Origin of the sequence: Zymomonas mobilis (assembly GCF_006715975.1) — a bacterium.
Lineage (GTDB): Bacteria > Pseudomonadota > Alphaproteobacteria > Sphingomonadales > Sphingomonadaceae > Zymomonas > Zymomonas mobilis_B.
In genome coordinates this window covers 204,625-218,558 of the sequence record NZ_VFOF01000001.1, presented here as the reverse complement: position 1 = coordinate 218,558, position 13,934 = coordinate 204,625, and the positions used below count along the sequence as shown (strand labels likewise).

12 protein-coding genes are annotated in these 13,934 nt (G+C 44.2%); 3 read left to right on the top strand and 9 right to left on the bottom strand.

What is annotated here, in order from left to right; genetic code table 11:
• Positions 1 to 228: 228 nt before the first annotated feature.
• The 7 genes from FBY58_RS00960 to FBY58_RS00930 all read right to left on the bottom strand — a co-directional run bounded on the left by FBY58_RS00960 (position 229) and on the right by FBY58_RS00930 (position 8,075).
• Positions 229 to 1,296 carry a tRNA-dihydrouridine synthase gene (locus FBY58_RS00960; protein ID WP_141919069.1) on the bottom strand — a complete coding sequence of 356 codons (1,068 nt, stop codon included), beginning with the start codon at positions 1,294 to 1,296 and terminating at the stop codon, positions 229 to 231.
• A 281-nt stretch (positions 1,297 to 1,577) separates the two neighbouring features.
• Positions 1,578 to 3,215, bottom strand: coding sequence for a hydroxylamine reductase (hcp, locus tag FBY58_RS00955; protein WP_141919067.1), 1,638 nt, complete (start codon positions 3,213 to 3,215; stop codon positions 1,578 to 1,580).
• A gap of 65 nt (positions 3,216 to 3,280) precedes the next feature.
• A complete protein-coding gene (locus tag FBY58_RS00950; RefSeq protein ID WP_141919064.1) occupies positions 3,281 to 3,718 on the bottom strand; it encodes an Rrf2 family transcriptional regulator in 438 nt (145 codons plus the stop codon).
• A 191-nt stretch (positions 3,719 to 3,909) separates the two neighbouring features.
• Positions 3,910 to 4,755, bottom strand: coding sequence for an aminotransferase class IV (locus tag FBY58_RS00945; protein WP_141919062.1), 846 nt, complete (start codon positions 4,753 to 4,755; stop codon positions 3,910 to 3,912).
• Complete coding sequence (locus FBY58_RS00940; RefSeq protein WP_141919060.1) at positions 4,721 to 5,332, bottom strand: aminodeoxychorismate/anthranilate synthase component II; 612 nt, start codon at positions 5,330 to 5,332, stop codon at positions 4,721 to 4,723. Before FBY58_RS00940 ends, FBY58_RS00945 begins: the two co-directional genes overlap by 35 nt.
• A gap of 19 nt (positions 5,333 to 5,351) precedes the next feature.
• Entirely contained in the window at positions 5,352 to 6,758 is a 1,407-nt protein-coding gene (gene pabB, locus FBY58_RS00935; RefSeq protein ID WP_141919058.1) for an aminodeoxychorismate synthase component I, read from the bottom strand.
• A gap of 963 nt (positions 6,759 to 7,721) precedes the next feature.
• Positions 7,722 to 8,075 carry a PepSY domain-containing protein gene (locus FBY58_RS00930; protein ID WP_141919056.1) on the bottom strand — a complete coding sequence of 118 codons (354 nt, stop codon included), beginning with the start codon at positions 8,073 to 8,075 and terminating at the stop codon, positions 7,722 to 7,724.
• 215 nt (positions 8,076 to 8,290) lie between these two features.
• Here FBY58_RS00930 and FBY58_RS00925 point away from each other — a divergent pair, with 215 nt between their 5' ends.
• From FBY58_RS00925 to FBY58_RS00915, 3 genes are all read left to right on the top strand, one after another.
• Positions 8,291 to 10,084, top strand: coding sequence for an ABC-F family ATP-binding cassette domain-containing protein (locus tag FBY58_RS00925; RefSeq protein ID WP_141919054.1), 1,794 nt, complete (start codon positions 8,291 to 8,293; stop codon positions 10,082 to 10,084).
• A 310-nt stretch (positions 10,085 to 10,394) separates the two neighbouring features.
• On the top strand, positions 10,395 to 11,381 hold the full coding sequence (gene galE, locus FBY58_RS00920) for a UDP-glucose 4-epimerase GalE (RefSeq protein WP_141919052.1): 987 nt from the start codon (positions 10,395 to 10,397) through the stop codon (positions 11,379 to 11,381).
• 43 nt (positions 11,382 to 11,424) lie between these two features.
• Positions 11,425 to 12,558, top strand: a complete 1,134-nt coding sequence (locus FBY58_RS00915) for a hypothetical protein (protein ID WP_141919050.1) — start codon at positions 11,425 to 11,427, stop codon at positions 12,556 to 12,558.
• Between the two features lie 19 nt (positions 12,559 to 12,577).
• Here FBY58_RS00915 and FBY58_RS00910 read toward each other — a convergent pair whose 3' ends face one another.
• Complete coding sequence (locus tag FBY58_RS00910) at positions 12,578 to 12,799, bottom strand: hypothetical protein (RefSeq protein WP_141919048.1); 222 nt, start codon at positions 12,797 to 12,799, stop codon at positions 12,578 to 12,580.
• A 56-nt stretch (positions 12,800 to 12,855) separates the two neighbouring features.
• On the bottom strand, positions 12,856 to 13,833 hold the full coding sequence (locus FBY58_RS00905) for a glycosyltransferase family 2 protein (RefSeq protein ID WP_141919046.1): 978 nt from the start codon (positions 13,831 to 13,833) through the stop codon (positions 12,856 to 12,858).
• Between the last annotated feature and the right edge of the window lie 101 nt (positions 13,834 to 13,934).

Here is a 13,934-nt window from a genome sequence, read left to right as displayed (position 1 = left end):
CATGGCTATTCCTGCAATCACTTTTTCAAGACAAAATAAGCGCCATTCTTGCCCTGACTTCTCTAAAACATCAAACCGACTAAAAACGACCTAGGCTTACATCCTATCCTGAATAAAATCATAGAAGACCCTACACAACAAAGGCAGCCCCTTTACGGCACTGCCTCCTTTGTTTCACGTGAAATAAACGGCTAAAGCCTTACTCAAGGCCAAAGCTGAATTTCTCACTTATGCCAAAAACTTCTTGGTTTCTTCTGCCAAATGCGGATTCCACATAGATCCAGTAGCCGTCATCACAGCGTTGGCGCCTGCCTCGATATAGGCTTTGTAATGCTCTGGCTTATTCACGCCGCCAACCCCGACAATGGCATAATCGAGATCTTTTTCCTGACGGAACTTTGCCAAACGCTGCACCATTTCCGAACCTGCCCAACGGATAGCATCACCACAGACGCCGCCTTCGGGACGATTGGCAGACAAAGCTGGCTGACCTTTTTCATCCAACGGACGCGCACTCAAAGTATTGATGGTGCTAAATCCATTGACCAAATGACCAACCTTATCGACCAGCTCTTCCAGCTTTTTATTGTCTTTAAAATAAGCGGTTTTAATCAGCAAAGGACGATCCGGCACGGCATTTTTAATGGCTTCAACAATCTTCTGAACCAACGCCGCATCAAAACATAAAAGACTATTTACCCCTTCATTGGGGCAACTCAAATTCGCTTCCAAAACAGGAGCACCCGTTTCTGCGACCATACGGGCAGCCAAGGCGTAATCTTCCTCGATTTTGCCCTTGCCGCGCGTGCCTTGGAAACTACCGATCATAACCTGATGAGCAGAAGCGCTCTTTACGGCCTCTTCCATATCCGGCTGCCAGATTTCTGGATTAAAGGAAGGCACACCAAAGGAATTGGTAATGGATAAAGGCTGCGTATAACGGGTGTCGGCCAATACGGGTTCACAATCGGCACTCAATCCGTCTTCGGGATGAATGGCCAGAACATTCGGCAAAGGGTGACTTTTATGCTCTTGCGTTCTGACCGTCTTGTAAACACAAAGATCAAAACCTGCATGGAAGGCCGCCTTGATATAGCGGCTATTCAACAACGGGCCTGCTGGAATACCGAAAGGTAAATCAACCGGACAACCCAGAAAAGAAACCGTCTCTTTTACCGGAACCACAAAATCAGGATTGGGCTTTTCAACAATGTCTGCGAAATAGCCAAAAGGGCCCTCTTTATAGTTATCTTCATAACTTAATTCAGGATTGTAATATGGAATTTCGGTTTTCATTTTCTGGCCTCCCAAATGATTCCCGAGAGGATTACAGAAATAACCTTTTATCAGGAAACAAGTTTTTTAAGATAATGCCTTTATATAACTGAATTTAAGCTTCTACGACGCAAATTTCATTCAAGAACACGCTACCATAAGAAAAATACCCCAGCATTCACGCTAAAATTTGCGCAGCGTCTATAATCGCATTTCTTAAAACAGCCCGCACAAACGTCCCATACAGAAGAGGGAAGCCTTGGCTCCCCTCTTCCTTTATTGCAAATCCAAAACAGATCGTATCAAGCGGCTTTGGCAGCCATAATTTCCTGCAAGTCATCTTCAGCAGAAGCTCCGATTGGCTTAATATCGAAGTTATCTACCAAAATTTTCAGAATATTCGGCGTGATGAAAGCCGGAAGCGTCGGGCCTAAACGGATACCCTTCACGCCCAAATGCAAAAGCGCCAATAAAACACAGACCGCTTTTTGCTCATACCATGACAATACAAGTGACAAGGGCAAGCTGTTCACATCAGTCTCAAAGACATCTGCCAAGGCCAACGCCACACGAATAGCTGAATAGCTATCATTGCACTGCCCCATATCCAAAAGGCGGGGCAATCCACCAATTTCACCGAGATCAAGATCAGTCACGCGGAATTTACCACAACCCAATGTCAGGATAACCCAATCTTTTGGTGCTTTTTCGGCAATATCGGTAAAATAATGGCGACCGCTCTTGATACCGTCGCAACCGCCGACCAGCATGAAATGCTTGATATCGCCCTTTTTGATTGCGGAAACGACAACATCGGCAGAATTCAAAACCGTCTGATGACCAAATCCGGTGATATGGGAACGGCTATCCTGATCTTCGGTAAAGCCTTCGCTTTCAAGCGCCGCCTCAATGACCTTCGAGAAATCACGATCGGGAAGATGGCTCAAACCGGGCCAACCAACCAAGTCACGGGTAAAGACACGACCCGCATATTCTTTTCTCGGTTCCATCAAACAATTGGTGGTCATGACAATCGGGCCTGGGAAATTGATAAATTCCTGCCGTTGCCGCATCCATGCGCCACCATAATGACCAGCCAGATGGGGATATTTATTCAATTCGGGATAACCATGGGCAGGCAACATCTCGCCATGGGTATATATTTTTATACCGGTATCTTTGGTTTGCTCCAACAGCTCTTTCATATCGAGCAAGTCATGCCCAGACACCAAAATAGCCTTGCCCTTGGATGGGCCCATTTTAACCGTGGTCGGCACCGGATGCCCAAAGGAGGAAGTATTGGCATTATCCAATAAAGCCAGCGTTTTATAAGAAGCCTCACCACAACGCATCACGACGGCTAATAAAGCATTCGCATCTAAATCATGGTCGGTTAAGGCTGCCATCCCTTCCAACAGGAAATTATCGACATCGGCATCTCGATAATCAAGAACGGCTGCGTGATGGGCATAGGCCGCCATGCCTTTCATGCCATAGGTCAGAAGTTCCTGTAGACCGCTGATATCCTGACCAAGGGCTTTTTGACGACTTTCAATGCCATAGAACTCCCCCTGCTTGACTAAGGCCTCGCGATCATGGGAAAAATCGAGCGTAGCCGCCAAAGGAAGATCAATATTTTCTGGAAGCTTGGCTTTTAATGCGTCACGGAAATCAACCAAATGATAAAGTGCGTCGCATAAAATATCGGCATCGAAATTGACATTGGTTACCGTTGAAAACAACGCTTGCGTAATCATAGAAGCCGCTTTTTTCTGCTCGACTTCATAGCTGTCAGGCAATTTTTTGGCGACATAAGCCAGACCGGAAGACGCCAGAATCAGCAAATCCTGAATAGCTGCGACTTCGGGTGTTTTACTACATACACCCCGAATAACACAGCCGGTGCCGCTGTGCGTTTGTTCACACTGAAAACATAGCATGGCATTAACCTCTTCGTAACCTACCCATCAATGCAGAAAAGATTCGAGGTCAGGAAAACGGATCTTCAGCTTTTGTCAGAGCGGAATTTCCAGCCAGCATCGGCAAAATGTCTGGCTTTATCCAAGGTCAGATTTTCCAACTGCTGCTCAATAACCGGACGGGTTTTCAGCCAAAAGCTATGCATCGGGCAAGGATGCTCATCCGAACATCCCGGCAAGCCCAAAAAACAGCCACAGCCCCAGTCTTGACCGTCAATAGCCCTCACAATTTCTAAAACAGAAATAGATTCCGGCGGACGGTTCAAACGTAAACCACCATTCTGTCCACGCTTGGCGGTAATAAGTCCGGCATCTTGCAAGCGACCTAAAATCTTTGTCAGATAAGGGCGCGGAATATTCGCTTTTTCGGCAATGTCACGAGCCATGGTGAGCTTTTCGCCATCTGCATGGATCGCAGATAGCGCAAGAACAGCATAACCGGTTGATTGCGAAATTGAGAGCATAAAACGCTGATTCCTTATCCCTGAAAAGCTTTTACCACAAAGTTTACAAAAAGGTAAAGTTTAAAATTTACCCAAAGGTAATATTAAGAAAGAAGATAATTCCACCTATCACTTTCTTTTAGGAAAAAATAATTAAAATTTTCAAAAAAGATAAAATAAAGAAATATATTATCTAAAATTGTAATATATAACTAATCTATCTCTTTTCCTCTGCAATAATTGATCTCTTCAAAAACAAGCGATTCAAGCAAAGCAATCAACGCACTTGATCGACGAGGTATCATGACATCCCCGATCTGGGTGACCTGACTCACCACCCGCAAACTATTGGTTAAAAACACATCATCCGCTTCCAACAGCTCGCTATAAGAGATTGAACGTTCTTCAACTGGAATATTACGCGCCTTTGCCAAACGGATAACATTGGCGCGCATAACACCCGCTAAAATGCCGTCACTAATGGGCGGGGTAATCAAACCGCCATCGCGGACCATAAAAATATTGCCAGTGCTGCCACAGGCAACATGACCCGCCATATTTAAAAACAGCGCATCTTCGAAACCTTTATTATGGGCTTCGGTCACGGCCATAATAGCATCAAGATAATTCAGGGTTTTGATACGTGCTGTAAAAGACGTCTCGTTCCGGCGCACAGGCGTCAAAGTCAGCCGAATTTCAGGACAAAATACCGTCGGTGCAAGCGGGGCAGCGGAAACAATAATATTGGGCTGGGCTTCTGGGCTAAAGGCCATCCCCCTTGGTCCCACGCCTCCGGTCACGGTTATACGCAACACGCCCAAATCAAGGTCACGAACGGCTTCGTCCATAATATCGCTAAAACGCGTAGGATCGACCGGCAAAGAAAGGGCGGCACAGCTTGCTGCTAATTTCTCAAGATGCGCTGGGCGATAAGCGACTTTCTCATTAATCACCAAAGCCGTGTCGAAAATTCCATATCCCAGAAGTAACCCTTTATCATTCAGGTTAAATTCTGCGGTGGCATTATGCGCTAATGCGCCGTTTAGCCATACGGGCATAGAATGCCTCCTCCAGATCAAAAAAATTGGCTAAAATAGAATTGCCATATTCGGTCAGAATAGATTCAGGATGAAATTGTATCCCATAGGTTGGGTGGCTTTTATGCGATAAAGCCATAATCTCACCTTCGGGCGATACCGCATCAATTGTCAGATGCTTTTCCATCTCTTCGGTTTTCTGGATAATCAACGAATTATAGCGCGCCGCTTTGAAGGGATCAGGAATATCCTTGAACAGACGTTCTCCCACATGGCTAATTTCTACCGCATGTCCATGTAAGGGATAACGAGCGCGAGCAATCACGCCACCAAAAGCGGTTCCAATACATTGATGACCAAGACAAACACCCAAAATCGGTATTTGCCCGGAAAATTGCCGAAGAACCTCTAAAGAAATACCGGCTTCTTCCGGCGAACAAGGCCCCGGCGAAAGAATAATCGCCTTAGGTGCCATCTGCTCGATATCATCCAGCGTAATTTTATCATGGCGGAATAATCGGACTTCCCGCCCCAGCCTTTCACAATATCGCGCCAGATTAACAACAAAAGAGTCGTAATTATCAATCATCAAAAGCATCGAATAACCCCTTTCCTTGTCAGGCTATTTCAGAAACAGAGGTGCCAAAACTTTCAAAAATTTTAGCGGCCTTCGTCAGGGTCTCCGTATATTCGGCTTCGGGATCGGACAGCAGAGTGATGCCACCGCCTACTTGGAAAACAGCTTTATTATGCGATAAGGTGACGGTTCTTATCGCAATGTTGAAATCGAGATTACCGCCAAAATCGATGTAGCCGATTGAACCGCAATAAACGCCTCGTGCCAACTTTTCGATTTCCGCAATGATTTCCATTGCCCGAATTTTCGGTGCACCCGTAATCGATCCACCGGGGAAACAGGCTCTTAAAAGATCGCTCGCTGAATTTTCAGGCCGCAATTCTCCGGTCACAACCGAAACCAAGTGATGCACACCGGCATAGCTTTCTAAACGGCAAAGACCTGTGACATCGACAGAATCTGCGGTGCAGACGCGTGACAAATCATTCCGCAGCAAATCGACAATCATGATATTTTCGGCACGGTCTTTGTCGGAATGCAGCAATTCTTCGGCGGCCAACCTATCTTCTTCGGGATCAGATGACCGACGGGACGTCCCTTTAATGGGACGCGTTTCAACATGATTATCCTGCAACAAAACAAAGCGCTCCGGTGAAGCCGAAGCAATCACTTCATCACCCCAAGACAAATAAGCCCCAAAGGTTGCCGGATTGATATGCCGCAACTGGCGATAGAAAGGCCATGCCTGAAAATCATCAGGAATTTCGGTTGAAAAGCTTTGGGCAATATTGGCCTGATAAATATCGCCTTGGCGAATATAATTTTTAACGGTTTCTATCGCCTGACAATAACGTTCTTTGGTGAAATTCGATTGCCATTTCAAAGACGGTATCACCGGTTTTTCAACTACAGGCGTCTTGTTTGATGGCGAAAATAACCAGTCATAAAACTGGTTCAGGCGCTTTTTAGCGCGAACAGCGCGCTTTTCCGGTTTTTTCTCAGGAAATCCAGACGAAAACAGATAGCTTTCACCCGTCACATGATCAAAGGCCAGCACAACATCATAAAAACAAAAACTGATATCGGGTTCTTTATCCTGTTTTTCAGGATAGTCCTTAATCACCTCAAGGCAACGACCATAATCATATCCGACATAGCCAATGCAGCCGCCTTGAAACGGGAAATGCCTTTCGACCGTCTCATCAAAAGCAAATTGCATTAAATAGCGCTGCAAGACATCCAAAGGATCGCCTTTTTCAGGCAAACCATTCCAATAAGCTTGATTGCCATATACCGTTAATTGCGCAAAAGGATCGGCGGCGACATAAGAATATCGTCCCAATTTTTCCTGATGCATAGCACTATCAAGAAAAGCAAAACCCGGGCGGGACGACAAAATGTCTGCTGCGACCAACGGGTCTTTAAGATCAATTTTTTGTAGCCACATTGCTTTACCGATCTGAAAAATGTCCGGATTGCTGACAGTCAGGAGATCCGCTCCTATCAGGCAACGAAAAATAGCCCGTTCATATTATCCTTTATGCGGCAATACGCCACCTAAAATACTGAGGAATAACCAGAAAATACACAGCTATGGATGTTATTTCAGATAGACAGAGCAAATAATTCAAATTCAAAACAGACAAAAAAATTATACATCAATCATAATATTTCAAAACAGAAATACGGGCTATGTAATCAACCAAGATTTAAAGGAAAGCTGTTTTCCAGAACAGAAAGCTCATCTTTCTTTTAAAGGCATTTTCCTATTGGTGATTAAATACATCCAATATCGCGACAGACCGATATCTTTTATATTTCTCTTACCGCTTTGAATATTTTACAGTAGGTTATATTTACCCGCATAGATTATCACTATAAATTAATAATATAACCAAAAATAAAACATTTTAATAAATTACATTATATTTATTAATTCTTATACTAAAAACTTAGAACTAAGTGGCAGCAACTCAATCTTAAAACATAATCAGAAGGGGGAGTTTAAAATGGAAAAATCTTGGCAACAGCACAAATCACGAAATAAGAGATATCCATTAAACCAGGCATTAATTTTCATGCTATTGATGAATATCGTTAATACAGCCACAAAAGAATCAACTCATTTTTGGTCACCTCGCTTCATTGCCATGATAGTACTTGGTTATTTGACAATGGTACCGACACTAAAGAATTTATCAGGTACAAAACATCCTGTATTAACCTTCTTTATTACTTCATGTGCTCTAATAATAATCGCCATTCTAGCAAAATATATCGCGATCCAATTGAGCTAATAAAAGCTCGAGACGTTTTTCGTATTTCATCGGAAAAAGGTGTTTCTGGATGCCATAAAACGATTACATCCATTATCGCCCCCAAAGGGCAAAAATCAGAATAGAATAAACAACTACCTTCTAGGATCACCCATATAAGGCTGATCGGAATCGCTATCACCACCATCGGAATCGGTGCGACTTAACACCTCGCCACTCTGGCCATCGACATCGACCCAAATGACCGTATTATTGCGAATGAATTTCAGGCGATAAATCGTGTTATCATGTAATTCAGGGCCCAAATAACGGCATCCATTCATTCGGGGCAGGATTTTCTCTTCGATTTGATGCAATGACAATATCTGACCGTTACGGATAGCTGCCAGTGCAACATCCCGATCTTTTCTTTGCTGAGCTGTTGCAGGTGACAAAATAACGCCACCGGAAAAAACAGCCCACAGGCAAAAAACTGTGGCAGATTTCATTTTAAGCATTCTTCTTTAATAAAGAGATAGTTTTGAATAATGAATGAATATCTATCCGCGATATAATCCCTATCGATTAACGGGAAATGCTTAACACTTTCTATCTATATTGCGTTCTATTAAAAAATAACAAAGACAATATCATTTTGCCCGTCCCCAAGGCCAGCCCGCATAAAGGATGACGGCAGGCTTTTTTGCCTTTATATAACCGACCTATGGCTCCACCTTTACTCTCTTTTGAAAATCTCGGCGTTAACCAAGGCGCCGGATATCTCTTCCGTCATCTTGATATCAATATCCAACCTCGTGATCGTCTGGCGCTTATTGGCCGGAACGGGGCGGGTAAAACGACCCTGCTCAAATTATTGGCAGGCGTTATTGAACCGGATGAAGGCCGCCGCAGCATTCAACCTGGATTAAAGCTGGTCTTACTGGAACAAGCGCCCTCTTTCGAAGGCTTCGAAACCTTGGGCGACTATGCTTTTTCAGGGGATAACGCCCCGCCTCGCTACCAAATCGAAGCCATCGCAGATCAACTCGGGGTCGACCTCGCCCGTAATGCCCAATCTGCTTCCGGTGGGGAACAACGTCGGGCAGCTATTGCCCGCGCCTTGGCGATGGAACCCGATCTGCTTTTGATGGATGAACCGACCAACCATCTCGATCTTGCGGCTATCGAATTTCTGGAAAGCTGGCTGAACCGCTTCAAAGGTGCCTTTGTCGTTATCAGTCATGATCGCGCCTTCTTAACCCGCCTTACGCGGCAATGTCTGTGGCTTGATCGCGGCGATATCCGTCGGGCAGAAATTGGCTTCGGTGGCTTTGACGCATGGATGGAAAGAATTCAGGCCGAAGAATTACGGGCAGCTGAAAAACTGGATGCCAAGCTCAAAATCGAAGAGCATTGGTTGCTACGCGGCGTCACGGCCAGACGGAAACGGAACCAAGGCCGATTGACGAAACTCGTCGAAATGCGGGCAGAGCGCAAGAATATGACCGGCATGGAAGGCACGGCCAAATTAGCGCTTGATACTAATGACGTCCGTACAAAAATCGTCATTGAAGCCAAACATATCAGTAAAAGCTTCGGCGATCGCGAAGTCATCAAAGACTTCTCGCTCCGGATACGGCGCGGCGACCGGATTGGTATTGTCGGTGCCAATGGGGCAGGTAAAACGACCCTGTTAAAAATCCTGATGGGTGAAATCGAACCAGACAGCGGCAGCATCAAACGAGCAGACACCTTGGAAGCGGTCATTATCGACCAACAACGGGCATCCCTCTCGCCTGAAAAAACATTGCGTGATGTTATCGCGCATGGTGGCGAATGGATCGAAATCGGCGACCAGAAAAAGCATGTCGTCGGTTATCTCAAAGATTTCCTTTTCGACCCGTCCCTCTTGGATGCCAAGGTCTCGACCCTCTCCGGTGGTGAACGGTCACGGCTCTTGATGGCGCGCGAATTCGCGCAACGCTCAAACCTGCTTATTCTCGATGAACCGACCAATGATCTCGATCTTGAAACGATCGACCTACTTCAAGAAGTCATCAGCAATTATAGCGGCACCGTCCTTCTGGTCAGCCATGATCGGGCATTTCTCGATAATGTCGCAACAATGACTCTTGGCATGGACGGCTCAGGCATTATTGATGTCGTGGCCGGTGGCTATACCGATTGGCAAAAACAACGCGCCGACCGATTGGCCTCGACCAGAAAAGCATCCCCCCAAGCCGAAGAAAAAACGGCAACAAAGGCGGTCATCCCACCAAAATCCGGCAAGGTAAAACTAAGCTATAAAGATCAAAGAGCTTACGACCTTCTCCCTGCTGAAATCGAAAAGATGGAGCAAACAATCCAGAGCCATGAAACCACTCTGGCAGATCCAACTTTATACAGCCGGAACCCTGAAGAATTTTCAAAGCTCAGCGATAAAATCGCAGTCTTGAAAGCCGAAAAAGAAGAAGCCGAAATGCGCTGGCTCGAATTAGCCGAACAACTGGAAGGCTAATTCTACCCCGCATTGAGTGAATTTAAACTGCCTATCCCCGCCCATCATCACAGGGCGGGGATAAAGCACCAATATCTCGATAGACTTCAAAACATAACCACAACGAAATAATGATTATCAACAAAAGCATCCTCAATAGACAATTTATTTCCTAAAGCACTTAATCATCGGTTTCAAATCGACCAAAACGCTATTAAAAACCCCTTAAAATTGATAGCAGCGGGATAATTAGAGAAGGCTATTCATCCGATAGCTTCCCTTCAAATATTTCATTGGTTCTTCATTGTTACTTTAAAGGTTACAGTCTTTTATGCGCTATCTCGTCACAGGTGGAGCAGGTTTTGTCGGAAGCCATGTTGTTTTGGCACTGCTTGATAGCGGTCACGAAGTAACCGTCATAGATGATCTCAGTACCGGCCACCGCGCAGCCATCCCTACAGGCGTTCCTTTCTACCAAATCGATCTAAATAATTATGAAGCCACATATGAAATTGTCGCTCGAGAGCATTGGGATGGTGTGCTCCATTTTGCAGCTCTCTCCGTCGTCGGAGACAGCATAAAAAACCCGTTTCATTATCTAAGACATAACTACTGTATAGCCGTTAATCTCATTCAAGCTTGCGCAGAAAATGGCGTGAAAAAGATTGTTTTTTCATCAACCGCCGCTCTGTTCGGCGGCAATACACAAACAACCCCTATTCACGAAGCAACCGAGATTCATCCAGGATCACCCTACGGAGAAAGTAAGTTCATCATTGAACGGGTCTTACACTGGGCTGATACACTCTATGGCCTACATAGCGCCCGCCTTCGCTATTTTAATGCGGCGGGTGCAGATATGCTGGGAAGAGCCGGAGAAGATCACCGCCCAGAAACACATCTAATCCCGTTGACTATTGATGCCGCTTTAGGGCGAAGACCCGCCTTAGAATTATTCGGGACAGATTATCCGACAAAGGACGGAACCTGTATCCGCGATTATGTCCATGTCATGGATCTTGCTGATGCCCATATCAGGGTACTTGAACAACTCGATCGCAGAAGTGTGACCTATAATATCGGGAATGGACGCGGCTATTCTAACATGGAAGTTATCGAAAGCGTCGAACGCGCAAGCGGTAAAAAAATCCCATGGAATCCAGCCGCTCGCAGGAAAGGCGATCCGGCTATTTTGGTCGCCGATTCCACAACATTGCGCAAAGAAACCGGATGGCAGCCTCAATATTCTAAACTGGATGATATTATAGAAAGCGCCTTAAACTGGCGCATACGTCATCCCGATGGCTATTCGATGTAAATTCCAAATACATTTATATGAAAGACATAAGGTATCTTAATTTATGTCATCTTCCCTTGAAGCCATTAAAAAATATTTACACAGAAACACATTCGCCTTGTTTGTTTCTGTTTTTCTGTTGAATATCTTTTACACAATATTGGTCAGCTTATTAGCGCCCACACATAGTTCTTTTGCAACAGCCACCTGCCAATGGGACTGCTTCTGGTATAAAGAAATTGTCTCCTATAATTACAGCGCCCTTCCCCGCCTTTATGATCAAAATAGGCTGGCCCAAGCCGATTGGGCATTTTTCCCCCTTTATCCTTGGGCAACGAAAGTTTTTGCCAATTTTTCGCATCTAAGTTTTGAATGGTCTGGCTTAATCATCAATCTTTTCTTGTGGCCTGCTGTAATAACGTTAAGCTACAAAGATATTTTACAAAGAATAGGCAGCATAAGCCCGTTCTTATTTTCTCTATTTTTTCTGATTTACCCTTTTAACATATGGTATCATTCTCAATATTCAGAATCCACATATGGATTTTTTCTTATTTTATTAATAATAGGATCTTACAATAATAATTTATTATTATCGTCTATTTCATCATTTTTACTTAGCTTTAGCCGACCGACAGGCTTTATTGTTACTTGCATCATGTCGCTGTCAAAATTTTTCGACAATGTGAAAAATAACCTGCTGTCGAAAAAAGACATTTTCTCAAATGAAAATATACTATGCCCTTTGACTATTGTCGCTGGCGGCGCAGGCTTATCTCTTTTTATTCTCTATTTATATCATCTCACCGGAGATGGCCTTGCCTTTGCACATGCTGAAAAAGCATGGGGTAAAACAGGCATATTCTCTAGCTTTAATATCAGCTATTACATTCACCATAAAAACAAGATTATTTTTCTGTTTTATTTCTTCATGTCGCTTTTTCTCTTGTGGAAGATGCGTGCAAGAAAATGGCGGCTCAATATGCTGGTAACAGCAGGCACTTTGATCCTTGTATGCTGTTCAGGCCTCACTTCAGTAGAGCGTTATATTTTCTCTAATCCACTGGTTATCGAATTTTTAGCCTTCCAAGCTATGCAACTCGAAAGAAAAAAACTGACTTTGGTCTTGATTCTCTGTGCGATATTCAATTTCTTGGGCATGGGGCTTTGGCTTCACCATACCCATCTGCTCATATAATCAAAAAAAACACCCGATTTCACAGTTTGGAATCGGGTGTATCTGTTGGCGAAGAACCTTCGGGATGCGCCTTTGTCATCTGACGGATAAAATCTTCTTCACTCAAAGTATTTTCAAGATAATAACCACGATATGCCGAGGAAACGCGGGGATGGATAGCGATCCATAAAACAACCGCATCAAAACTTCCCAATGCAAAAATGATCAATAAGAGAAAATAAACTCTCGATTTTTGCCTCATCAAAGGCTTTTTCCTTCACCCTAACATTCAAAAAACAATAGCCCCAGTCACAGGCGCTATGATTTGTCAGAATTTCCAATTTCTTCCTGAATTAAAAATTTGGGTCGCCGTTTCACTTCCATATAGATTTTACCGATATATTCGCCAATCACCCCAAGGCAAAGCAACTGCACGCCTCCTAAGAAAAAGATTGAAATTTCAACCGAAGCCCATCCTTCGATAGCTTCACCACAAAATTTTCTAAAAACAGCATAAACGCTTCCCAAAAGGGAAAGAAAACAAGCCGCAAAGCCCAAGACAGAAATCAACCGCAATGGGGCAACCGTTAACGAAGTAATACCTTCAATCGCCAAGGCCAGCATCTTGCGAAATGGATATTTCGATTCACCAGCAATGCGACTACTGCGCGAATAGAAAACTTTATCAGAAGGATAGCCAACAAGGGGAACAATGCCGCGAATATATAAATTCTGCTCATTGTAAGCCAAAAGCCCCTGCAAAGCACGGCGGCTAAGAAGGCGAAAATCTGCATGATTAGCGACCTGTTGCACGCCCATTTTAGCCATAAACCAATAAAAGCTATTGGCCGTCATTCGTTTAAAGAAACTATCGCTAGAGCGGTCATTCCTCACGCCATAAACAATATCATTGCCTTGCATATATTTTTCGACCATCACCGGAATGCAGCGAATATCATCCTGTAGATCGGCATCTATACTGACGGTAATATCTGTTTTTGCATGGGATAACCCCGCCATTAAAGCGATTTGATGACCTCTGTTGCGGGATAATTTCAATCCACGCACAAAAGAAATTTCATGCACTGCGGCCTTTATCTGATCCCATGTATCGTCACGGCTACCGTCATCCACAAACAAAATAGAACTGTTCGGCTGTATTTTCTTCTCTTCTATCAAATCAGACAGGCATTGCCCCAATTGAGATAAGCAATAAGAAAAGGCTTCACTTTCATTATAACATGGCACCACAATCGCCAAAGAAGGGATCTCTTTTCGAATATCATCACGGGTCACAAGTAGCTGCCAATCTTTACAAAGCTATTCTATAAAAATGCTTTATTTATACATTCAAAAATAAAACAAGCGCTTTCCGCTGCCGGTGAAGGCTTTGCTTC

What these genes read in the sequence shown, in the direction of transcription:
- FBY58_RS00960 (WP_141919069.1), bottom strand. Translation starts at nt 1,296, where the DNA reads ATGAAAACCGAAATTCCATATTACAATCCTGAATTAAGTTATGAAGAT.
- hcp (WP_141919067.1), bottom strand. Translation starts at nt 3,215, where the DNA reads ATGCTATGTTTTCAGTGTGAACAAACGCACAGCGGCACCGGCTGTGTT.
- FBY58_RS00950 (WP_141919064.1), bottom strand. Translation starts at nt 3,718, where the DNA reads ATGCTCTCAATTTCGCAATCAACCGGTTATGCTGTTCTTGCGCTATCT.
- FBY58_RS00945 (WP_141919062.1), bottom strand. Translation starts at nt 4,755, where the DNA reads ATGCCCGTATGGCTAAACGGCGCATTAGCGCATAATGCCACCGCAGAA.
- FBY58_RS00940 (WP_141919060.1), bottom strand. Translation starts at nt 5,332, where the DNA reads ATGCTTTTGATGATTGATAATTACGACTCTTTTGTTGTTAATCTGGCG.
- pabB (WP_141919058.1), bottom strand. Translation starts at nt 6,758, where the DNA reads ATGTGGCTACAAAAAATTGATCTTAAAGACCCGTTGGTCGCAGCAGAC.
- FBY58_RS00930 (WP_141919056.1), bottom strand. Translation starts at nt 8,075, where the DNA reads ATGAAATCTGCCACAGTTTTTTGCCTGTGGGCTGTTTTTTCCGGTGGC.
- FBY58_RS00925 (WP_141919054.1), top strand. Translation starts at nt 8,291, where the DNA reads ATGGCTCCACCTTTACTCTCTTTTGAAAATCTCGGCGTTAACCAAGGC.
- galE (WP_141919052.1), top strand. Translation starts at nt 10,395, where the DNA reads ATGCGCTATCTCGTCACAGGTGGAGCAGGTTTTGTCGGAAGCCATGTT.
- FBY58_RS00915 (WP_141919050.1), top strand. Translation starts at nt 11,425, where the DNA reads ATGTCATCTTCCCTTGAAGCCATTAAAAAATATTTACACAGAAACACA.
- FBY58_RS00910 (WP_141919048.1), bottom strand. Translation starts at nt 12,799, where the DNA reads ATGAGGCAAAAATCGAGAGTTTATTTTCTCTTATTGATCATTTTTGCA.